Origin of the sequence: Staphylococcus hyicus, assembly GCF_000816085.1 — a bacterium.
Taxonomy (GTDB): domain Bacteria; phylum Bacillota; class Bacilli; order Staphylococcales; family Staphylococcaceae; genus Staphylococcus; species Staphylococcus hyicus.
The window spans coordinates 1,068,827-1,090,968 of the sequence record NZ_CP008747.1 but is presented as its reverse complement, the minus strand read 5'-3'; the positions used below and the strand labels follow the sequence as shown (position 1 = coordinate 1,090,968).

At 28.9% G+C, this 22,142-nt stretch carries 32 protein-coding genes; 10 read left to right on the top strand and 22 right to left on the bottom strand.

All coding sequences use genetic code 11. The annotated features are described in order from the left end of the window. Positions 1-105: 105 nt before the first annotated feature. The gene (locus SHYC_RS05115) at positions 106-591 is read left to right on the top strand and encodes a hypothetical protein (RefSeq protein ID WP_039645029.1); all 486 of its coding nucleotides are present in this window, start codon (positions 106-108) and stop codon (positions 589-591) included. A 463-nt stretch (positions 592-1,054) separates the two neighbouring features. On the opposite strand, the gene SHYC_RS12485 is transcribed toward SHYC_RS05115, so the two are convergent. Together SHYC_RS12485 and SHYC_RS05095 are read right to left on the bottom strand one after the other, a co-directional pair. After that, the gene (locus SHYC_RS12485; RefSeq protein WP_231912805.1) at positions 1,055-1,690 is read right to left on the bottom strand and encodes a hypothetical protein; all 636 of its coding nucleotides are present in this window, start codon (positions 1,688-1,690) and stop codon (positions 1,055-1,057) included. Between the two features lie 166 nt (positions 1,691-1,856). Beyond that, complete coding sequence (locus SHYC_RS05095) at positions 1,857-2,960, bottom strand: hypothetical protein (protein ID WP_039645027.1); 1,104 nt, start codon at positions 2,958-2,960, stop codon at positions 1,857-1,859. 814 nt (positions 2,961-3,774) lie between these two features. Between SHYC_RS05095 and SHYC_RS05090 the strand changes: the two genes are divergently transcribed. From SHYC_RS05090 to SHYC_RS05080, 3 genes are read left to right on the top strand one after another with little or no spacing between them, the layout of a single operon-like run. Beyond that, complete coding sequence (locus SHYC_RS05090; protein ID WP_052257818.1) at positions 3,775-4,596, top strand: S8 family serine peptidase; 822 nt, start codon at positions 3,775-3,777, stop codon at positions 4,594-4,596. Further along, complete coding sequence (locus tag SHYC_RS05085; protein WP_039645025.1) at positions 4,593-5,342, top strand: SAR2788 family putative toxin; 750 nt, start codon at positions 4,593-4,595, stop codon at positions 5,340-5,342. Before SHYC_RS05090 ends, SHYC_RS05085 begins: the two co-directional genes overlap by 4 nt. A 2-nt stretch (positions 5,343-5,344) precedes the next feature. Beyond that, positions 5,345-5,818 carry a hypothetical protein gene (locus tag SHYC_RS05080; protein WP_039645023.1) on the top strand — a complete coding sequence of 158 codons (474 nt, stop codon included), beginning with the start codon at positions 5,345-5,347 and terminating at the stop codon, positions 5,816-5,818. 55 nt (positions 5,819-5,873) lie between these two features. On the opposite strand, the gene SHYC_RS05075 is transcribed toward SHYC_RS05080, so the two are convergent. Beyond that, positions 5,874-7,133: a Y-family DNA polymerase gene (locus SHYC_RS05075; RefSeq protein WP_039645021.1), complete on the bottom strand. Its 1,260-nt coding sequence runs from the start codon at positions 7,131-7,133 to the stop codon at positions 5,874-5,876. A gap of 1,171 nt (positions 7,134-8,304) precedes the next feature. Between SHYC_RS05075 and SHYC_RS05065 the strand changes: the two genes are divergently transcribed. From SHYC_RS05065 to SHYC_RS05040, 6 genes are all read left to right on the top strand, one after another. Next, positions 8,305-9,051, top strand: a complete 747-nt coding sequence (locus tag SHYC_RS05065) for an ADP-ribosyltransferase (protein ID WP_039645017.1) — start codon at positions 8,305-8,307, stop codon at positions 9,049-9,051. A 15-nt stretch (positions 9,052-9,066) separates the two neighbouring features. Beyond that, a complete protein-coding gene (locus SHYC_RS05060) occupies positions 9,067-9,633 on the top strand; it encodes a hypothetical protein (protein WP_039645016.1) in 567 nt (188 codons plus the stop codon). Positions 9,634-9,705: 72 nt separating this feature from the next. After that, positions 9,706-10,440 (top strand): trypsin-like serine peptidase, encoded by a 735-nt coding sequence (locus SHYC_RS05055; RefSeq protein WP_039645015.1) that lies wholly within the window; start codon positions 9,706-9,708, stop codon positions 10,438-10,440. Positions 10,441-10,470: 30 nt separating this feature from the next. Then, a complete protein-coding gene (locus tag SHYC_RS05050; protein ID WP_039645013.1) occupies positions 10,471-11,160 on the top strand; it encodes a trypsin-like serine peptidase in 690 nt (229 codons plus the stop codon). A 244-nt stretch (positions 11,161-11,404) separates the two neighbouring features. Next, positions 11,405-12,226 carry a trypsin-like serine peptidase gene (locus tag SHYC_RS05045; RefSeq protein ID WP_052257817.1) on the top strand — a complete coding sequence of 274 codons (822 nt, stop codon included), beginning with the start codon at positions 11,405-11,407 and terminating at the stop codon, positions 12,224-12,226. Between the two features lie 657 nt (positions 12,227-12,883). After that, on the top strand, positions 12,884-13,195 hold the full coding sequence (locus tag SHYC_RS05040) for a hypothetical protein (RefSeq protein WP_039645012.1): 312 nt from the start codon (positions 12,884-12,886) through the stop codon (positions 13,193-13,195). Positions 13,196-13,796: 601 nt separating this feature from the next. Here SHYC_RS05040 and SHYC_RS05030 read toward each other — a convergent pair. The 19 genes from SHYC_RS05030 to SHYC_RS04955 form a co-directional block, all read right to left on the bottom strand. After that, positions 13,797-14,105, bottom strand: a complete 309-nt coding sequence (locus tag SHYC_RS05030) for a hypothetical protein (protein ID WP_197708979.1) — start codon at positions 14,103-14,105, stop codon at positions 13,797-13,799. After that, positions 14,096-14,230 carry a hypothetical protein gene (locus tag SHYC_RS12525; protein ID WP_257214160.1) on the bottom strand — a complete coding sequence of 45 codons (135 nt, stop codon included), beginning with the start codon at positions 14,228-14,230 and terminating at the stop codon, positions 14,096-14,098. The genes SHYC_RS05030 and SHYC_RS12525 overlap by 10 nt, the downstream gene beginning before the upstream one ends. A gap of 186 nt (positions 14,231-14,416) precedes the next feature. Further along, complete coding sequence (locus SHYC_RS05025) at positions 14,417-14,902, bottom strand: hypothetical protein (RefSeq protein WP_039645010.1); 486 nt, start codon at positions 14,900-14,902, stop codon at positions 14,417-14,419. A 13-nt stretch (positions 14,903-14,915) separates the two neighbouring features. Beyond that, positions 14,916-15,134 carry a hypothetical protein gene (locus SHYC_RS05020; RefSeq protein ID WP_039645008.1) on the bottom strand — a complete coding sequence of 73 codons (219 nt, stop codon included), beginning with the start codon at positions 15,132-15,134 and terminating at the stop codon, positions 14,916-14,918. Position 15,135: 1 nt separating this feature from the next. Further along, on the bottom strand, positions 15,136-15,300 hold the full coding sequence (locus tag SHYC_RS12360; RefSeq protein WP_167706483.1) for a hypothetical protein: 165 nt from the start codon (positions 15,298-15,300) through the stop codon (positions 15,136-15,138). Then, positions 15,297-15,782, bottom strand: coding sequence for a hypothetical protein (locus SHYC_RS05015; RefSeq protein ID WP_039645007.1), 486 nt, complete (start codon positions 15,780-15,782; stop codon positions 15,297-15,299). Before SHYC_RS05015 ends, SHYC_RS12360 begins: the two co-directional genes overlap by 4 nt. Then, positions 15,783-15,962 carry a hypothetical protein gene (locus SHYC_RS05010; protein WP_039645006.1) on the bottom strand — a complete coding sequence of 60 codons (180 nt, stop codon included), beginning with the start codon at positions 15,960-15,962 and terminating at the stop codon, positions 15,783-15,785. A 13-nt stretch (positions 15,963-15,975) separates the two neighbouring features. Continuing rightward, entirely contained in the window at positions 15,976-16,173 is a 198-nt protein-coding gene (locus SHYC_RS05005) for a hypothetical protein (protein WP_039645005.1), read from the bottom strand. Next, positions 16,174-16,347 (bottom strand): type II toxin-antitoxin system antitoxin HigA, encoded by a 174-nt coding sequence (gene higA, locus SHYC_RS12355; RefSeq protein ID WP_167706482.1) that lies wholly within the window; start codon positions 16,345-16,347, stop codon positions 16,174-16,176. Further along, positions 16,348-16,635, bottom strand: a complete 288-nt coding sequence (locus SHYC_RS05000) for a hypothetical protein (protein WP_039645003.1) — start codon at positions 16,633-16,635, stop codon at positions 16,348-16,350. Then, positions 16,636-16,863 (bottom strand): hypothetical protein, encoded by a 228-nt coding sequence (locus SHYC_RS04995; RefSeq protein WP_039645002.1) that lies wholly within the window; start codon positions 16,861-16,863, stop codon positions 16,636-16,638. After that, positions 16,856-17,083, bottom strand: a complete 228-nt coding sequence (locus tag SHYC_RS04990) for a hypothetical protein (protein WP_039645001.1) — start codon at positions 17,081-17,083, stop codon at positions 16,856-16,858. Before SHYC_RS04990 ends, SHYC_RS04995 begins: the two co-directional genes overlap by 8 nt. Further along, entirely contained in the window at positions 17,073-17,276 is a 204-nt protein-coding gene (locus SHYC_RS04985) for a hypothetical protein (protein ID WP_086375155.1), read from the bottom strand. The genes SHYC_RS04990 and SHYC_RS04985 overlap by 11 nt, the downstream gene beginning before the upstream one ends. 1 nt (position 17,277) lies before the next feature. Next, positions 17,278-17,634, bottom strand: a complete 357-nt coding sequence (locus tag SHYC_RS04980; RefSeq protein WP_039644999.1) for a YopX family protein — start codon at positions 17,632-17,634, stop codon at positions 17,278-17,280. After that, complete coding sequence (locus SHYC_RS04975) at positions 17,631-18,029, bottom strand: hypothetical protein (protein ID WP_039644998.1); 399 nt, start codon at positions 18,027-18,029, stop codon at positions 17,631-17,633. Before SHYC_RS04975 ends, SHYC_RS04980 begins: the two co-directional genes overlap by 4 nt. Continuing rightward, complete coding sequence (locus tag SHYC_RS04970) at positions 18,019-18,423, bottom strand: hypothetical protein (RefSeq protein ID WP_039644997.1); 405 nt, start codon at positions 18,421-18,423, stop codon at positions 18,019-18,021. The genes SHYC_RS04975 and SHYC_RS04970 overlap by 11 nt, the downstream gene beginning before the upstream one ends. A 17-nt stretch (positions 18,424-18,440) precedes the next feature. Further along, the gene (locus SHYC_RS04965) at positions 18,441-18,863 is read right to left on the bottom strand and encodes a helix-turn-helix domain-containing protein (protein ID WP_052257816.1); all 423 of its coding nucleotides are present in this window, start codon (positions 18,861-18,863) and stop codon (positions 18,441-18,443) included. Positions 18,864-19,260: 397 nt separating this feature from the next. Beyond that, entirely contained in the window at positions 19,261-21,015 is a 1,755-nt protein-coding gene (locus SHYC_RS04960; RefSeq protein ID WP_039644995.1) for a DHH family phosphoesterase, read from the bottom strand. Next, positions 21,015-22,127 (bottom strand): hypothetical protein, encoded by a 1,113-nt coding sequence (locus SHYC_RS04955; RefSeq protein WP_039644993.1) that lies wholly within the window; start codon positions 22,125-22,127, stop codon positions 21,015-21,017. Before SHYC_RS04955 ends, SHYC_RS04960 begins: the two co-directional genes overlap by 1 nt. Positions 22,128-22,142: the final 15 nt, after the last annotated feature.

The following is a 22,142-nucleotide window of genomic DNA, read 5'->3' as shown; positions in this document are numbered from 1 at the left end:
TTTAAAATATAAATTGTGTTATAATCACTAGTGAAATCTATTAATGTTATATATAAATTTCTAACACTTTAATAGATTGAATTATTATAATACGGAGGGGATTTAATGAAGAAAGTTTTATTTAGCAAATCTTTTTTAATTGCTTTAAGTCTTGTCATTGCGTTCTTTAGTGTGTTTAGTGCTCCAGTTTCAGCAAAAACCTCTGATGACCATTTAAAAATAATTCAAGAGTCCTTAAAGTACAATGTTCAAACTGAGAAATATGTGTTTAATTCAGATCTTGCTAAGAAAAAAGGGTTAAATGATAAGCAGGCTGCAAATTTAAAAAACTTTTTTGAAAGTATGAATTCGAAAGAAATTAAAGCTTTTAATAAAGAAATTGGATTCGCACCTGATTTAAAATCTTTAGAAAATAGCAAGAATCCGCAAATAGCACCAGTTCTCGCTGGTATTATTGGAGCAATCGGTGGAGCTCTAGCAGCTAAACTAATGGATGAAATAATGAACTATGGAATTGCAAAAACTTGTCAGAAAAACAAAGGTAAGAATGCAGCATTTGACGATTACTGTAAAACCAATGGTCATATCTAAAATATGAGAGCTGCGAGGTGAGATATCATGAAAGCGGCAAATATTATTTCTAGTTTTTATTTTTCTTTAGCTTTCGCAATATTTTTTGGAGCAATGTATACGCCTTTGAACTCCTTTGTCCAACCACATTCATTTGGCGAGGTAGTTATTGCGATATTAATTTATATTCTTAAAGTCTTAGTGTTTTTTATTATATTCAAATTAATATTCACATTAGTTGCTCATATTATCCGAAAGCAAGTTAATAATCAACATTAATGATAAGAGTGGTCTTCAAGACCGCTCTTTTTTAATAAGATATTTCACTAGATTTGATTAAATACCTATAATACAGTCTTACTTAAGAAAATCAAAAATCATATTCATTTTATTAAACTTATATCAGAGCATAGTAAAATTAATAATAACAATTTAAATAATAGCCATTAATTACATTTAATAAAAGAGAAGTTAAATGATAACATCAAAACTTGGAAAATGTTTTTATAAAGCTTATAAATGTATTTTTCGCATTAATATAATTTGTAACTCCAATCCTTAAATTAGGAGTTAGTACGTACAAAATTTTATGTCCTCTTACAACTAATTCAATTTTTTGAGAAGATTCATATCCAAATTCTTGCGTCAATATCGCAACATAATCCCCTTTCATTAAATACAAATGTCCCTTCCTTACTTCTTCAGGGTTTTTATTAGGTACGTCTTTTCTTTCTATTATTTGTAAAGGTTTAATAACTTTCCCTTCCCTACTGTATATATTACTTATTTTAATATCATGATCATCAGAACCTATAACAAAGGCAATATTATTAGGTTCTGATAAAATCAATTCTGCTATGATATTTTTTCTTTTCTCGGAAATAAACTCATTATGAACAATACTTGTAACTTCTATAGGAAATGTTTTCAAAAAGTATTTTCTAACATCTTCAGGACTACTTTTTAATGCGTGCTTGTAGCCATCAGTTAAGGTAGAGTAAACATTTATCTTCAAGGTAGTATTTTTATCATAAAACTTATATTTAATAAATAAAATTATATAAACTATGGCCATTGATGAAGAGATTACACCCCCAATGTTTATAAACCAATCCCACAAATCCATCACCCCTCATTAAATAATTAAATGTATCACTTATAATACTTATCGCCACATATAATTATACCACTGTCTAAAATTAATACTATCTAATAGCAATAAATATTATCAAAAGTTCTAAATATAGTAAAAATAAAAACCACCCATATTAGGGTGGTTTTAGCTTCTATTCATATATAGCAGTATAACTATTAGTTTCTTTTTTTATTTCGCCATTAAATTTATAACTAATGCCATTTTTAGAATTAATCGTATCTAATCCATTTTCTTCAATGTACTTTTTAATTTCTTCTTTAACATTTGATTTACCAACTTTTATACTTACAGTTTTAAATGTAGTACCTTTACTATCTTTTAACTCAAGTGTAGTTTCTTGTTGTTCAGGTATATAATCATCACCTGATTTAGAAATGTAATAGTCTTCAGATACAAAATCTATGTGTCCCTCAGAAGTTGATATTTCTCTTAAACTTGAAATCGTGTAATTAAAAATGGGATTACACAAGTGATCATAGATTTCATTTTTTGTACGACCATTTTCAATAACCGTTGTATTTAAACGTTTTACAAGTTTATACCCTTGCTTATACTCTTGAGTCTCTTTAAATACACGTTGCGCTTCTTGAAACAATTCATCTTCGTTAACTTTATTTCCAACTTTATATGATTTATTTAATTCCACTTCTTTCCTCATATTAGTAGGTATCAGAGTATCAGAATTACCAGAACGTTTTTTGAAAGTTATCTCTTGAATTAATTTAACATCCGTATTTTCACTATATTGGGTTTTAGTCTCATTCACTTTCTTAGGTTTAATTATCACATCACCAGAAAGTCTAAATTGAACATTGCCCTTATATTTGGAATAGTCATCAACTTTGAAACCTTCTTCACTAATAGTATAAAGAACAGATAAATTATTATAATGCATTTCTAATTTAGTGTTTTTTGTAAAACTTACGAACTCATAAGCATCATCACCATGAGCTTTTAGTGTTTGTCTTACCTTATTTTCCAATACCTCTTTATTAATTAACTCTCCCGCATGCAATGGTATTTCTAAGTATTTTGGATAAGCTAAGAAATTACTATTTTCGTCCACAACCGTAAAGTGAACTAATAAATACGTACCTGGTATTTCTTGATAATCTCTAGAGCCAATATCATCATACTCATTTGCTAAAGCGGAGTTGTTTAATGGCAATGAACCCCCTACTGTTGTCAACGTGATAGTACAAATTGCTACTGATCCTAAAACTTTTTTAAACATAAAACGACCTCTCTCCAAAAGTAAATTTATATATAATTAAATATATATAACCCTAATAAAACATTTATGTTCTAAAAAACAATAAATCGTTTATAGAACTAAGTATGTCCGATGGCAACCAACCGTTAGGACTTTGTGAACTAAATCACTTTTATGTTTTTATCCTATTAGTAACAAAATGGCATACCAATAGGCTTTTTACATTATTTACCTTAAATAATCCTTAAGTAAATATTAACTAACCATTAATAAAACTATAATTTTATCTTAAATATTGTTAAGAAATAATTAACAGATTAGAATTATTGTAATTAAGTTGACCGATATTTAAACAAACATCGGTTAAACGTTATTGTAACTTAATGAATACAATTGTTAATTTTGTTATGAATTTTTAATTAAATCTAATTACCTTATATTCTAAAAGTAATTATTGATTTCACAATACTTTCTCTTGACTCATTTTTTTGTGTACGAAATTCTTATTTCATATTAAGCCAAATCATCACTATCTCTTTGCATGGTTTTACGGATAATTATTTCTGTCACGGTAGCATTAAAATTTATTAGTTTTGGATGAATAATGTTTTTAGAGAAAAAAATTACCTAGTTAAACCAATTTCAATACATTTCGTTCTTTTTATTGATATTTTTAAATAGTATAGGAAGTCTAAATAAAAAAATTATATTGATTTGTCTATTTATCAATATTATTTTGTTTTTAACCTTTCAAGAACAAAGGAGTGGGTTAAATTGAATGTAGTGAAAAATCTTCAATAAATTATGTATAAGCTTGTAGTGTGGTGGTCATTTAATGAATCTTAGATTAACTTTTAGTTTTTCATTATTTTTTATTATAATTATTACAAGTTTTATTGTCTTAAATGATAGGCACAATAATTGGGCTTGGGATATTTTAAAAACTGAGAACCAAACTTATCAAAAAAACAATTTGAAAGTTGCTATATTAGATAGTGGCATAAAAAACAAAAGAATAAATGACGAGTATGTAGTTAAACGATACGATGCTATCAAAAATAACAATCAATTTGTTACTTCTAGTAATCACGGCTCCCAAGTGGCGAGTATAATTTCCTATGGTAAATCTTCTAATACACTTATTGGTGTCAATAAAAATGTTGATATTTACGATGTTAAAGTTTTAGATGACAATTTAGTAGGTACTCCTGAAGACATAGCTAGAGGGATTGAATGGTGCATAAAATACGACGTCAATATTATTAATATGAGTTTTGGAATACAAAAATACGATCCTGATTTACATAAAATCATTAAAAAAGCAAATGACAAAGGTATAATATTAGTTGGTGCAGCTGGGAATAATTTAGATAACAACAGTGACTTTCCAGCTCGTTTTAAAGAAGTGTATTCTATTACAGCAATTGATAAGGACAAACAAGTTTTTCTCTATTCCCCAAATAAAAATATTGATTTCAGAGCCCCTGGTGTAGATGTGTATACTTTAAATGGAGAAGATAAAATTGTTAAAGACAGTGGGTCTTCTTTTTCTGCTGCTTATTTTACATCTTATTTAATTGCCAATGTTGATTCCACTAAAAATTTTATAGATACAATAAAAAATTACCCATTAAAATATAAGGAGAATGAAACATGAAATTTAAAATTTTTGTTAGCATTTTAGCTTTTGTTGTAACCTTTATGTACGGAGGCGTTGCTGATGCAGCGGAAGTTTTAACTAAGAAGGATATAGAGAATGAAAAAACACAAATAAATGATAATCATGTTCATGTTAATTCGTACTCAACAACCGACTCTAATATAGTTGAAAATAAATACAATTCTAAAGATTTAACAATTGAAAGTATAGTAGAACATAATGAAAACACTGATACTATTACGGCAGATGCTAGGTTAAAGGATAAATACGGCAACGATATTGACAAAACTTTTGATATCAAATTTACAAGATTAGTTAACGAAAATGATTTCTCTGCTGAATTTATTGATAAAAGCACAGGTGATAAGATTGTATATGATACTCATAAGGTCAATGCTTCAGTTTGGCCAGTAGTTGGTGTTTTAGTTGGATATTTAGCTAAGCATGGTATAAAACTTGCTATAAAAAAATATGGTAAAAATGTTGTAACATCTATGATTCGTACAAGCCCAAAGGTTGCTGTTGAAGCTGCTAAAAAGTTAGGTTATTCTCCAACAAAATCTTATTCACACGGTAAAAAAGTGTTTAAAAAAAATAAACGAGGTAACCCAATGTATATAACTCCTGACGCCGATAGCCATAGTGGCGGAGCTTGGAAAGGAGCTAGCAGTATTAAGAATTTGGGCAGTAAAAAAACACGTAGTGGCACATATGATGCTAATTTAAAGAGAATTGGTGATTAAAAATGGATATTCAACTAAAAAATCTAATAGTTCAATTCGACTTAAACAGTGAAACTCCTTATTTTCAAGTTGAAGATAATTACAAAATAAGATTTGATATTGACTCGATTCAAAAAAGAGATCTTGAAGAATTATTTAGATTAGTGTTTAAGTCAAAGGTAAATAGTTCTTTTCTATCTAAGATTATCTCCCCTTATAATAAAAGAGAGGTTACTCGGATTGGATGGTTTGTTAATATAAAAAATTGGAGCGAAAAAATTCATTGCGATGATGAAAAATATATCATTTCCAGTATAAATAATATTGATATTACAGAAGCGTTGAATTATTGCATGTATATCAAAAATAGTCAGATTCAGCCGTTTATAATTTTTTATGATGATAAATCTTTATTAAAAATTGGCGTTGATACTATCGATATAATCAGTGCTTCTGAAGAATTGATTGAAATGTTAAAAAATCAATTTGTTTTTTAATTTATATATTATAAAACACGATGCATTTTTCGGTATCGTGTTTTATTTTAACCATTCACTCCTTATGCCCTGCTACTAATCCTTTACGTTCTAAAAGCGTTCCACTTTTGGTTAAACTGGTTGCTCTCATAACTATCTCTTTACCGTATTTAGCTTTAACTTTATCAAGGGCATAATCAATCATCTCTGATTTATATTCTTTTTCACCTTTAAATAATTCAAGTTGTTGTATTGAGGAGCTTTTGAAATTGTTAAAACTGACACCTATCGTTCTATATAATCTTTCTTCCTCTAATCTTTCACTTATATGATCCAACAATTTTTCAATTATAACAGTGGTGGATTTATATCCATTCTTTTCTGTAAATTGTTTTCTAATACCACCACCGTCTGCGTATCCTACATTGACAGAAATTGTTGTTGGATAAACTCCTTTTTTTCTAGTTCGATAATAGACATCCTCTACTTGTTCACTTAAAACCGTCTTTAATTCTTGTAATTTATAATCTCGCATTAGTATTTGACTCTTTCCGAGTCCTTTATTTTTTATCTTATGAGGTTTTCTAATTAAACTTTCATCTATTCCATTTGCATGTAAATGCAGTTCAACTCCTATTATTCCAAAGTCCCTTTTTAAATACTCATAAGGATACAGTGCCAATTGTCCTACCGTGAAAATACCTCTTTTATTTAACTTAGCAGCTGTACGTTTATTGATACCCCACATCTCTGTAAGTTTATCTATTTCCCATAGTTTGTTTGGAACATCCTCATAACGCCATTCAGCAATGGCATCATGGGTCTCCTTTGCCTCAATATCCATTGAGACCTTTGCTAAAAACATATTTGACCCTATACCTATAGTACTTTTTATACCTGTATTTTGATAAATTTCATATTGTAATAATTTGGCAAATTCTTTTGGAGTATTAGCAAACAAATGATATGACTCAGTTATATCCATAAAGAATTCATCGATGCTATATTGATGAAAATCCTCATATGGAACATATTTTAATGCCACTTCTGATATTTTATTTGATACTTTCATATAAGTTATCATCTTCGGATTTGTAATATAAATGTCTCTTCGTTGAGGGATTTCAAACAGACGAGACCCTGTCTTAATGCCTAACTTTTTCAATTCAGGTGTGGCTGCTAAGACAATAGAACCCTGCCTTTTTGTATCAGCAACAACTGCTAACTTTGTTTTTAAAGGATCTAAATTTTTGAGAATACAAGAAACACTGGCAAAAAAACTTTTTAAATCAACACATAAAATATCCCTTTGCTGACATTGAAAATAATCATACATTTAATTCACCCCACCTAATTAAAGTATTTTCATTATAGAACATATGTTCTCATATGTAAAATATAATTTTCAATCAGTCTTATTTTGATTTTAAAGTAAAATATTATATAATCTGTAGTCTCAAGATCTACTAAAATTCTCAATTAAATTGTTCTGAGATAAATATGTGCTTCATTAATATTTTATTTAGCTCTTGTATTTAATATCCTCTCATCTTATAATTTGATACTCAGTTAAATATAGTTGATAGGCAAATAATTTTTAAACCGATAATTTACTCAATTAAAATTCATACTAGTCTTTATTTTAATAAAACCATTGTAATAATCACTACTAGAGGTGTGAGTATAAAAACATTAATTAAAATCATAACTAAATAAAGCATCCAATCTTTAATAGATTTGTAGTTAATCATTAGTATAGTGAGTGATAAAAGTACGATTGCAAGATTCATTAATAAATGAAATAAAATGATATCACCAGTATCATAGGTATATATAAAATCAGGGTCTAAAAGCAAAGTAACTAGAATAGTGAAATAAGCGGCATACATTAAATATATGATTTTTATAATATGTATCTCCTCTCGACCTTTAAGAACATAAAATATATTTTATTTCTCAACTTATATTTTATGTATGTTGTATATTGATTAACTAAATATTAACTAGATCAGACTGTTTAACTATTTTATTAAAATTATTAAATGGTATAATAAGTAGTAGACATGATTACACAATTTTAAAACATTACTAACATACCTCCATCCTCCCTTCTACATTAACCCGATTATAAACAAACATATAATTGATATTCTAAAGCTTAATCATTAAATTGATTAATTCCCTAAGTATAAAATTACCAAAGATTACGCCTTATTCTATAAATTTTATATAGATTTAAGGTTTTTTAAGTTTATTTAATTTTGTTTTAAAGACTTCTTAAATATATTTCTATTATATTATTAGTGAGGCGGATCATTATTTAGTTTAACTCATAATTTATTTACATTCTCTGATTCCATAATAAATCACTTCTAGTTAGAAATTTAAATATCATAAAGCTAAGCCTTAATTTTAATAACAGTGTTTAAATAAACTAAATTATAAAATTACTTCCGCCTCTTTCATTTAATATAGAGGTCTTAATCCTTAGAAAAGGTGGTTAAAAAATGAAAACTTCTTATTTTAGTAAAATTTTATTAACTTCTTCAATCGTTTTAACTAGCATAGGTTTAGTAGAACAATCCATACCTCTAAGTAGCAATGTTGTATTTGCCTCGGAAACTAAAGAATTCACCAATTTGAATGAAGCGACAGAATGGGGAAACAAATTAATTAAAGAAGCTAATTATAGTTCTAGTGATAAAACGGCAATTTATGAATACACTAAGAACAGTAGTGTTCTGAACGAACCGCTTCGTAATAGCAATGGTTTAATAGACAACTTATCCCCAACCCTCCAAGACAAAATTCGTAAACTAGATAGCGTTATTAATAAGACTAGTACACCTGAGCAAATTATAGTTCATAGACTCCTTAATTTAGACTATTTAACAAGCATAGATGGTTTTACTGATGAAGATTTCCATAACTTACAAAACACTAATGATGGCAAGTACGATAAACAAATTGTAAACAAATTACACAATATGATGAACAGTAAAATTTATAGAGAAAATGGATATTCAAGTACCCAACTAGTTAAAGGCGCCGCCTTAGCAGGAAGACCTATTGAATTAAAAATAGAACTACCTAAGGGTACTAAAGCTGCTTATATAGATTCTAAAGATTTAACAGCATACCCTGGCCAACAAGAGTTACTTCTTCCTAGAGGCACAGAATATGCTATAAACAAAGTTTATTTATCAGATGATGAGAAAAGAATTATTATTGAAGCAATTGCTTTTAAAAAATAAAAGGAGAGGATTAATTTGAAAAACTTTATAATCAAAAGTGCGACAGCTACTTTGTTACTAACAAGTGTTGCTAGTATCGCCAATGTATACACACCTTTAAGTCATGTTCACGCTGCAGAAACTGTAGTAAAAGAATACAAACAGACTTTTCCTAGTCAAGAAGAATATAATACCAAAGGCAAGTTGTACAATATAGCTGATATCAATTTACCTTTTCCAGTAGAAAATGCTGAGGTAATTTTTGAGGATGGTTCATCTATCAAATTCGATATGAAGACACCACCTGGATTTGAGGAAGAAAACCAACCAATAACCCAAAATATTAAAGAAATTGTATACAACGGTGCTGAAAGAGGAGTTACTAAAACTATCCAGCTTAAGGATTTAGATAACTTAGATCCAAAGTCATTCACTGCATTCTACCATTCAATATTCTTTGAATATCCTACTGGAACTAAAACAACATTGATATTAGAAGATGGTAAAGAAGTTCATTACACAATCGGTGACCCATTAGAGTCTACTGGGATTGATAATGATGAACGATTAATAATTAAAAAAGCAATTATAGAAAAACCTTAGATATATACGTTTTAATGATAAATACTCTTAAATTATTATTTTAATTTTCTGATAAAAATGGAGTGGTTTTACATGTTTAAAAAACTTATTAAAGTACTTATCCCCTTGTTACTCTGTACTCCCATTATAAATATGTCAATAACTCAAGCTAACGACGATTCTAATAGATTCCCAATTCTCGTAGATACTATAAAAGATAAAAGAGCAAAATTAACTGCCAGATATGAACCTAACAACCATACCTATTGTTCGGCTATTATTATTTCTCCAACTTTAGCTTTAACAGCAAAACACTGTCATTTAAATAAGAGTAGTAAAGAATACTCTGGCACAATTTACCCAGGGCAATCAGGTATGAGTACACCTTATGGCCATATGAATATTACTAATTATATACCCAATGATGCTAACGATATTGCAATATTAAAAGGTAATGAAATAGATCAATCCAACGACTACAAACATTATATGAAAGATGCTCATATAGATTTAACACCCTTTTCTAAAGAGCAAATTAAATCATTAAAAGGTAAAGAAGTGTATACCTATGGATATCCTTATAATCAAGGTGGTCTTAAACAATACAAAAGCACAGGAATCATTACTAATTATAATCCAGTGACTGATGAATTAGAAACAACATTACCAGCTGTTGAAGGGCAATCAGGATCAGGAGTATTTTTAAAAGATAATAATCAATTTATCGGAATATTATATGGCAGCTATAATACAAATCAAGGTTTATCAGGAAAAGTTATGACAATTAATGAGAGACTTTATAATTGGATAAATACTTATAAAAATTAATGATTGAAAATAAACAATGGAGGTTTTTTCATGAAAAAATTGCTTTTAACTTTATCACTTGCTTCATTAGTATCCCTATTCCCTAGTGATATCAATGCTCAACCTGTAGAAGATAATAGAGTATTAGATATGGATGTATTTGAAGGAAATAGTTTGTATACTAGTAAGTTTGAAGGCACTAGCTATTGTACAGCGGTTTTAATTTCACCTAACACAGCTTTAACAGCTAAACATTGTGAAGGCGACAATTTCAAATCAGGTCAAATAGGAACATTATACCCTGCAAGATCAGGCGCCTCAACACAGGCTGGTAGTTTACCTATTACTACTTACAATCCTTATCAAGGCGATTATGATATAGCTTTATTACAAGGTACAAATCCATCAAGTGATATGCAACATTATATCAAAAAAGGAGTTAAAATTAGTAAAGAAAGAGATATTAATAATTATAAAGGTAAAGAGGTATATACTATAGGTTATCCTCAGGATAAAGGAGAAAATTACCAATATAAAACTTACGGTACGGTTGAATCTGTAGAAGGAAATAAAATGATTGGTACCAATATTAAGACTTCACCTGGTCAATCAGGTTCTGGACTATTTTTGAAAAATACTGATGAATTAATAGGTATTTTACATGGTGACGGAAGATTTACAGCTATCGACTCAACAATTCGTGACTGGATTTCTAATAAAACCAACGTTGAAATAAATTAATATATTCAATTTAATCATGGTTAATACATTAGTTTTTAATTCAAACAATTTATCGATTGAAGCAGCTTAAAATAACACTTTTAGCTGTAAATTCACAAGATATTTTTTAAATTACTCTTAGTGAAATTTGCATTTTTCACAACAGATTTTAAATTAATTTTCATCATTCAAATTAATATCTAAATAAATGTATTTTTGACAGTTTGTCAAAATGAATAAATAAATTTATAGAGGAGAAATCAACATGAATAAAACATTACTAAAAAAAACTTTAGTACTTTTAACACTTGCAACTGTTGCGCCTATGTCATTACAGGCATTAGAAACCCCTATTAAAAATAATATTTATGCTAGCGAATTATCAAAAGAAGAGCATATTGAGAAATGGAATAGTTATAATAAACAAAGTCCTTTAGGACAAAGTTATTTTTCAAAAGTGAACGATACTACTCAAACACCTTATCAAGCTGTAGGCTCCTTGTTTATTAAAAATAAGCCTATGTTAGCTACTGGTTTTGTAGTTTCACAAAACAAAATTATTACAAATTATCACGTCGCCAGAGAAGCTAAAAATAATCCAGAGAATGTTAAATTTAGACCTGGATTAACTAAAAACTCAGAGGGCAAAGTAGAATTGCCTTTTGGTGAATTTGAAGCAGAGACAATTGATGAAGCGCCTTTTGGAGCAGGAATCGATATAGCTATTATTAAATTAAAACCTAATAAAGATGGTAAAAACATTGGAGAAGTAGTTGAACCGCTTAAATTTGGAAATGCTGAAGCAGTAGGCCCGCATCAGGTTCTAAGAGTTGTAGGTTACCCTAATAACACAACTCAGTTTTCAATGTACAGTCAAAAAATTGAAGTACATTCAACGAAGCAAGGACTTAAATACTTCGGTTATACAGAGGAAGGTAACTCAGGATCTCCAATATTAGATGATGAAAATAACTTAGTTGGAATTCATGCAGGTAGAGGTGGATTTGATGATGGCACAGAAATCCTTGTTGGTCATCGCTTTGAAAAAAGTTTACTTAAAGAATTAAAACAAAAAATAAATAATTAATAAATTTAGAGGTCAAGTAACTATAGTTATTTGACCTCTTCCTTATGGTCAGTGATTATGCACACTATATTTTCCATAAATAGAATTAAACTAAAATAATTTTTATTTTTTAAAGAAAATTTTTAGCACAAGAAAACCATTAAGAGTATTACTTGTATTTAATTTGATTCTTCGTAAAAAACATTCTGGATTACCATCATTGATAGTAAAACTTGCATTTGATATGTCTAACTTTTCTTCAATATAAAATCCTCTATTAATGGAATTTTCTAAAGTAAAACTCTTGTTTTTAATATTAATATATCTTTTTGTAATCATTCTTATATATTTTTATATTTTATCCTTCTAGGAAGAAAATTAATTGCTCTACTAAAATTTTACCTACGCTTAAGAACTTCTATATAGTTCCTACAAATCTTCCAAATTAACCATAGTAATAATTACACTAGGAAATCAAGCATAAATTGCAAAGTAACCATTTAAAACTCCTTCAATATAAAATATGTCTTTCATCATTTCTTTATATGTTCAAATACAGGTTATAAGTAACAAACAGTCAAATAAGCGAAATCAAATAAATATTTCAGAAACCATCTGCTAAAAGGGTAAGCCTTTGTGTTAATATGTATATAATAAAACTTTTAGGTGGGCAAAAAAATGAACTTATCTATATATTTAAAATTACGAAAATGTGTAAAACAAGGTAAAATTAAATTGAATTCTGATTATAAGCATTATGATTATATGGTTGATAACAAATGGATAAAACCTATAATTGACGATTATAAAACTGAAGAAGATGAAATGTTAGTTTTTTTTACGCCAGTTTATGATGATTATGTATCAATTACTTCTGAAGGTAAGGATTGTTTTTTTAAAGCAAGAAATAAATTTTTATTTTGGTTTATCGGCATATTTATAACGATACTATCATTTATTACACCTGTTATAAAATTATTTCTACCTTAAATTTTTAATACATAATAAAAAATCTATATAATGAATAATAATTCGATATCTCAATAAACAGCACCTACATCACAAAACTTGATATATATCATTGTGAGTCTGCTTTCTTTATAACTTTTAATAATAATTTTACTGATACCCCCTATTAACAGCTAAAAATAATATAAATGATAATATAGTTATAACTGCTCCAACATCTCCTGTAAATAGCAATAATTTAAACAATTAAACACTTTCTAAAACACTTGCATTTATGATATTTGTAAGATATAAGATAGATAGTAAATAATCCGTTATTTTTAGTTCGGTGAGAGGTTTTTATTGTCGAGAGATCTTGGTATACTGTATAGAATTATAAGCCATGCAAGAGATATGATTTGATTTATAAGGTTATTGTTTATGTCCAATACATATAAATCCTAAATGATATTGGTAGGGACGCCTATAATGAATGATACTAATACAGAGGCTATAATTAACATTATAGGAATAGCTACAAATAATCCTAAACCTTGCTTCGAATACTCTAATGTATTCTTTCTTAAGGCTTTAGAAAATGTTTTTATTCATCTAATATCTACTATAATTATAAGTGAATACTTTATTTGATATCTTCACTATTTAAAAAGTCCATAGAATTTTCTTTATTGATAGTTACTTCAAGTTCTTCATACTCCTCATTATATTTATTTTTTTGGTTGATGTTATAGTTATCATTATAGTCATTAAAATCTACATAAATTAATTCATTTGTTTCATCACTATAAACAATATTTATAGCTGTAACATCCGAGTATTGTGTAATCATTTCATAAGCATTTGTATCATCACTTTCAAAAGAAGCTTGTTTAATAAATTTTGGTTTATTAATTAGAATACTAAAATAAGCGTAATGTAGGTTTACATCCATTTAAGAGATATGATAACTCTACTTTCCGTAACTCCTGCTATGTGAAACATAATTACGTCTTTTTCTTCAAGTCTAACACTACCACAGTTCTCTAATACCAAGTCTATGAATTTTAAATTTTTCATTCCATATCCTCCATCTATTATCATATTTTCACTTTTTATTTATATAACTCTTTATTTATGATTGTTATCCTGATGATTATCTAAAATACAACCCATTTCCCCCTTTTTGATCCTCTATTATATTTCATCTGATAAAAGCTCTTTCCATTTATTCAGAGTTTTGTTTTATTTAATAAAACATGTATTTTATCCATACTTCTTTTTGTACGTACCTATCAATTCTTCAATAGAGTGATAGTCAAGTGCTAAATTAATTGGAACTAGTACAAAAGTTAAAATATCATCATTAATTGGTGACTTTTTTGAAATTAAATATGATAGATCCTCCCAAAAAGCTTTAAATACCTTATTATCCTCCAAACTTAGCGGAGTCTCTTCTACTTCCTTTAAAAAATCATTAGATTCTGATACTATTTTATTATTAATATGTACATTCATTTTGTTAGCTATGCTTAAACCACACGCTAACATGTCTGCAAGGTCATTTAAGAGTTCAGAACCATTGCTTTTTACTTCCCAAAAATTATAAAATCCTAAATTATCAAGCCACTTAAAGAATTTCACAGCATATGCAATTTTTAAGCTTTCTAAATTTATTAAATATTCTTTGCTCTCAAATTCTTCTTGTGTTTCTAACAATTCTTTTAAGTTTTCAATAGTTAATTCTTTCATCATTCGTCCCCTTTTATTCATTAACTTTTAATTCATAAATTGTAACTAGATCAAAATCATCGAATCTTTTTGGATTACCTTTGACAAAAACTTGCCCGCTTTGTGCTTCATAACCAGCTTCTTTTAGACGTTTTATCAATTCTTCTTTATAACGGTACACTTTATTTTCTCTATAACTGTAGTTATCTTCATAAGGCTCACAATTATCATGTTCTGCTTGGTATAGAATCATCTCATTTCTCCTCCATATTTGCGTAGAATTTGATTTCCATTTTATTACCATGTCTATCTAAAATGACCATTTTTTCATATAATCCAGCTGATACTAATTGCGAGACTTTTACATTTTTATTTAACATTTCCCACATTTGAAGATACTTTTCTATAGGTAAACTCATTTATTTGATCCCTCGTACTTTTCTTTTAGCCTTAAATATGCTTTGTATTCTTGCTCTTTGCGGTATTTCTCTTCTTCCAGTCTTCTTTTATTTATCTTGTAATCAAAATATTCTTTTCGTGCTTCTTGGTCGACAAATGGTAGCCTTGATACATCAAATAATCCTTCAAATTGTATTTCGTCATCTAGCAACATATTTATAAATCTAGGAAGTTTAATCTGATGTCTTTGAATGGCGTCAATATCTGCTAAATCTTCATTCTCTTGTATATCTGTATTAATTCTCAAACAGTGGATAAACACCTTCTTACTTTCGGAAACAAAAATTATAGCTGGTAATTTATTAAATGAATTAACGCTTAAGTTTGCATGAAATACATGTGTTAAAGTTTCTCCAGGCAACATACTCATATATTCAAATTTATATTCAGGTTTAATAATTCTTTTCTTTATTTCTGATTGAACTTCATACGGTGATTTCATTTACTCGTCCTCCTCTTTATTTATAAGCCAGTACGTATAATCTAATCCGTAATGTTTCGCAACATACTCAGAAAGAGTAGTAACGTTACGGCTTAATTTAGCGTTTTGTTTGCGCACTCTTATATAATCTGCAACGAATGCTCCAGCTAAAAGAAACCCTAGTAAATGCAGTACCTCCATCTAATCGTCCTCCTTATACATCTCTTTTATAGTTAAATTCAGTTATTTTAAATATCTCGTTAGGATTGATTCCTAACAGCCTAAAATACTTATCATATACTTCTATGATTTCTCCTTTCATTTGTCTATTAAATAAATTTATTGGCGCATCATAACTAAAATACTTTTTACCGTTGTTTAATGTGATTGTTGCTTGATAGTCTGGGAACATTCACTCGTCCTCCTTGATTAGATAAATTGGTCTAGTGATAAAATCTATAATGCTAATAACTGACTCATCAGACAGCTCATAATGCGTATCTCTAATATCTCCCACCAATTGCACAATTTCTAAACTTTCGTTTGTTTCATGGTTATATACTTTATCTCCTACACTAATACTCATTTACTCGTCCTCCAAAAATTCAAAATATCTTTCAATCTCATGCTCGTTAGCAAAGTAATATCTAGGTGTCTTATGGGATTTAGGATTAATCCAAATAATGTAAATAGGTATCCTTTGAAATGATAAAAATCCAGTTAATAACACTTCTTCACTTTCACTGAAAATTTCAAAAAATTTTAATTCTTTTTGAACCTCTTTCACATTATCTTTTGTTACGCATACAGCTTTTAAGTTTTTATTTTTGATAACTGGGTGCGGTACCACAGTTTTTAATCGTTTCCATTTCATTTACTCGTCCTCCTTATTATTAAAAGATTCTAAATCGTATAAAAGGTTTTCAAATTCGTTTGTGCCATCTAATCTGTCCATTTCACGTAACTCAAAAGCCAGTTTATTACGTTCGATTAAGAAATACATTTCCTCACTAATTTTAGCGTTCTCATGCACTAATATATAATTACTTATTCGTCTTTTCTTCCAGTCCTGCCATATCTTTTTAAAATCAACTTTAACCATAAAAATTTAACCCCTTTTCAAACTCAATCATCAATTCTTTCAACAATAATCTGAAACGCTTTAATTCCGCTTTAGATGGTCTTTTATCTTTGTAATACCATCTGCTTTTATCAGGATTTCTTTCTTTCCATTCTTGATAATCCATTTCCAACTTTATTAATCCTTTGTACTTCTCCATTAAGTACGTAATCGTTTGTTGTGTGATTTGTTCATCTTTCATCTTTTAGTACCTCATCTACCTTCTTACGTAACCCTAAATACCACTTATTATGACTTAATGACAGTTTATAGTCAGTATAGAGAGTTAATAACTCCACCATGTAATTGAGTTTGTTTCTATACTCGTCTCGTTGTTGACGTAAACGTTCGACGTCTTTGATTAGCGAGTCTCGTTCCGATTTGTAACTAGTCATCTTATGCCTCCAAAAGCAATTCTGTATTTTCATATATATTACCTACTACTTCAAATTCTGTTAGACAGTGATGAATATTCTCTTCCTTATGTCTCCACATAATTGCAAACCCTTCTAGACCTAAACATACTATTCCATATCGATTTGTTTGAGCGTCCTTTACAAAGTCATCCTGATAAACTTCAACGCCGTTTTTATCTTTAACTCCCGTTGATTGCATTAGAGTATAATTAATAAATTGATGTAACGTTGGATCATGTGCCACTAAGATTTCAGATCCCTTGATTTGAATGATTAATTCATTTGCCTCGTACATTATTTCTAGTTTTCTATCCCATACTCTAAATTTCGGTATCATTCCACCATCTCCCCATTTCGCCATAATAACGTCATCGTACAGTCGTCGTTGAGCATGTAAAAGGCTTTAGTTGGACGATTCTGATAAAGTTCATTTATATTTAAAACATGATTTATGCTTTTGTTACTATAGGAAAAACTAAAAGATTCTCCCCTTACATTTTTATACACCTCTATCAACTTAGGGATAAAGGTTTCTTCCGTAATTTCTTCTTCGACTTCAACTTCGAAAGTTTCATTAAATGCTATATATTCTTCAGTATTAAAGTTACCCTCAAGTTCAAAATGGACTTCACTTCCATCGCTGCTACGAAAAAACATATTCTCTATTTCGTTATCCCACCCCCACTGAATCAGTTCTGGTAACGTCATTTGCTTTTTAACTTTATATTTCATCGATTAATACACCATCTTTCCATAATAATGATGCTGTCATATCTTCATCAAGTATATAAAACGCACTAGTAATCGGTTCCTCAATATAGTGTTTACGAGTTCTTATTACATTATTTATGCTTTCATTTTTATAAACTCTAGAATATTTGATCCGACTACTAAACTCATACACTTCTAAAAGCTCAGGTATAATTGTGTTCTCATCAATTTGGCTTTCTGTTTCTACATTAAACAATTCATCAGGGAAATTAATTTGGCATTTTATTAAACCACATTCATCTACAGATACTCTATCTCCTTTCTTATTTTCAAAATTATTACCTAATACTTCATTATCAGTAATACTGTTAATAAGTTCTGTTAGTGTCATTAATACATTCTTTTTTACCTTCATTCATATCATCCTTTATATTATATTTTATCTTGTTTCACTAGTGTTTTAGCTTCTACTCTTTCATTAAAACGAATAAAATATTCATCTTCACTCATTTTCTTACCATCATAACTTGAATAAAGGTGGCTTATATTCTTCTTAGCTCTAGTACTCCAATAGTCCTCATAGTGGCGTTTAGCTTCATGCAAGGTAATTAAATAAGTATTTCCACTTTTTCTGACGGTTGTCTTTTTGAAAATGCCTTTTTTGAAATCTTGAATAACAGTATTATGTGGTAATTTAAAAACTATTTCTACTTCTTTAAAAGTCATAACTTTCTTAAGTATTGATGAATAATTACTACTGCCGTTTAGGATTCTGATGTATTCATGAAACCTATTCTGGTGTTCCCAGAGCAACCCTGTGGATCCTCTTTTAAAATTTTTAGTATTAATACTCACCCTAACACCTCTCTCCAAAATTATTTTGTTATATTTTATCTTTCTAGATAGCAAAACTTTTTATAAAAAACTACCACTGACAAGTTTAAAGCCAGTGGCTGGATTAAAGGGTAAATAAAAAGTTGTAATATTGGAGCTCAATATGGGAATTGCACCCATGTTATTTAATAATAACCTACACTAGTAAATGAGCATAAATAGGGAGTAGACGGCTCCCTTTTTATATAGACATTTTAATTAATTTACTAAAGACTGATTACTCGAAAATATCGATAACAATTTATATCGATACAAGCCAGTAATCACTCTGCAATTACTTTTTGATTACCTTATGACTAAATTATAATACATAAGCTTAAGTATGTCAATAAATACTTTCAATGTTATATTTTATCTTTTAAAACGGCAATTCATTTAAAGAAATATGTGTATCCAATCTGTCTTTTGCTGGTATTAAATTAAAATCTTCTATCATTAATTGTGGTGTGTTAATACCCTTGTATGTATTTACAGATGCAGTAGCTATTAGATTAATATATGACGTTGAATCAGCCATGGCAATTTCACGTTTTTCATCTTCGCTAATTCTAAATTTAATTAAATCTACGCCTTGTATATTCAATTTTAAAGTATTACCAGTTTTACCTATAAAATTAAAATCTTCTTTCTTTATATAAATATCCTTTAAATAGATTAGCGGTTCATCGATACCATTGCACCACATATTTTTATATTCTGCTAGTTGATGAATGGTTGGTATGTCAATATGGTTTGACCACTCAAAATCAACTTCATATTGAACATTGTCTAAATCAACATCTATTAGTTTAGCTTCTAGTTCTTGTTGAATGTTTAATGCGTATTCCGAATCAAACTCCACACCAAAAGCATTTGCATGGCCACGGCATGTGAAATATCCAGTATCACTCAAAAAACGATTCAGGTCTTCAATCGGGGAATTATTCAAGTTTCTTGCCGATCCTTTAAACTTATCCCCTACTTGAGTGACCATTAAAACAGGCCTATTATATTCGCGAACTAACTTCATTGCTACTAGTCCGTTCATTCCACTATCTTTAACAATCCCAGTAGAATTTACTATAAGTATTTTATATTTATCGGAACCTTTATCTTTGATGTGAGCTTTAATTTTCTCCATAATTTCATCTTCTTGCTTCTTCTGCCTTCTTTTAACTGACATTGCTCTTAAATAAGCCTCTTCGACTATGCTTTGGTTCATTTTCTTACGTTTGTTATACAATTCATAGTCAAACTCACAGATTCCATGAATTACTTGTTCTAGTTCTTCAACCTTTCCCATTCGAAAAACAGAATTAAAAATAGGAGCAACATTAAACCCAATGTCTTTGGCATTTAAATCAGTATTTTCTTCAAGGTTGCCATTTTTTTCTACAACTTTTTTTAGCAGCTTACTATTAATATTCTCACTTTTTAGGCCTGAGCGCATCATAAAATATGCACCTAAATCTTGTGAGAAATCTGCCCTATCTGCAATCAATCCCATAGCGGCCAAATCTTGTAAATCTGTTGGGTCATCACAATTGTTTTCATTTAGATAGCCTTTACAAAATAGATAAGACATAGCAGAACCAGTTAATGCTTTATTAGGGAAGGAGTCAGAAAGTTGATTATTTATAATTATAGCAGGTGTATCTTTTTGGGGAGCTAGGTGATGGTCGACCACTAAGCAACTGATTGATTTACTATTTAATTCTTCGTGTTGCTCAAAATCGCTAGATCCTGCATCTGGTACTATTAATAAATCTCCTTCACTTAAAACACATGTAACATCTTCCATATTGATACCATGACTTTTTCTTCTAGGTAAGATTAAATTAATTAAATCCTGTTCAACATTACAATAATTAATTAAGAACTTATAAAAGATAGCAGTACTAGTCAACCCATCAAAGTCACTGTCGACTATGATACCTATATTAGATCTATTTTTAACGTGCCTATTTAGTAAATCTATCCCTATATATATGTTATCCAACAACTTATAATTAGGCATTAAATCTTTACTTGGTTCTAAATAATACTTAAAATCACTTTTCTCAATCCCTCTGTTAGATAGTACTTGTTTAATCACATCACTATATTCTGAGTTATTAATGTTCTTAACTTTCACTAAAGAATGCCCTCCAAATCTTTCATTGTAATTAAATGCTTGTCTACTTTCATCATCTGTTCTAATTCTTCTTTTGATATATCTAGAGGACTTTGCTTCAAACCTAACCTACCACACGTATCAGTAAGATGATATGTCCTACAATATGGTGCAAAATGCTTGGCAATTCTCATAACTTTTTTCATATATTTTTCATAGTCTATGCCTTCGTTAATAAAGTATTCCTTATCAATAGCTATAATAAGTTCTTCGATTCCCAAATCTATAAGCAGCCTAGCTTGATACCTGCTTACATTACTCCCACAAATAGCAACTACAAAATTATCATCTCCATAATATGAATCAGAAAATAAACATGATTTTTCACCTTCTACTATCATTGCTTTCTTTTTTCTCTTTATCGCCTCTTTGTTTTGATGTAATCCAAATAATGTATATCCTAAGGGGTGATTAAAACCTTTGTCTCCAATATAGGTGGGTCTATATTTAGCTTTTTTAACCGCTTCCTTATTCCAAACACGACTTCTAATACCTACTAAATTACCTTCTTGATCTCTATGAGGTATTATAGTTTCACACATTTCTGAGTAAAATCTAATATCATATTTATTCATAGTATCTACGGTTATTCCTTCTTTAAACCAGGCGTATGGATATTGCTCATCAAAATAATTTATTATAGACTCGTTAATTGTCTTCAATTGAGGAGATACAGGTGTTTTTTTACTAATCTTCTTTAACCACGACCAATCGTTAATGAGTTTTACATTAGTTTGAACACCCTTAATTTTGTTATTTAGATTGATATTTCTTCCTAATATGTCAGATATCTGTTTTATACATTGTCTGAATGTTAATTTATTTCCTCGAGTTAAATTTACTTTTTCTACTAGGTCATAAATATCAAAAGAGCCACAATGTGTATAACAATAAAAAGTGTGAGAATCAGGATAATAGTACAGCTTGTGAGATCCATTATTGCGATTATGACAAATTGTCTCTGCAACTAATTCTCCATTATTATTTATATGATAATCTGCTTTAAAATATGTAAATATTTTTTCAATATCTTCAATTGTTAGTGATTGTTTAAATTCATCTTTATCAAACATCTAGTTAACCACCTT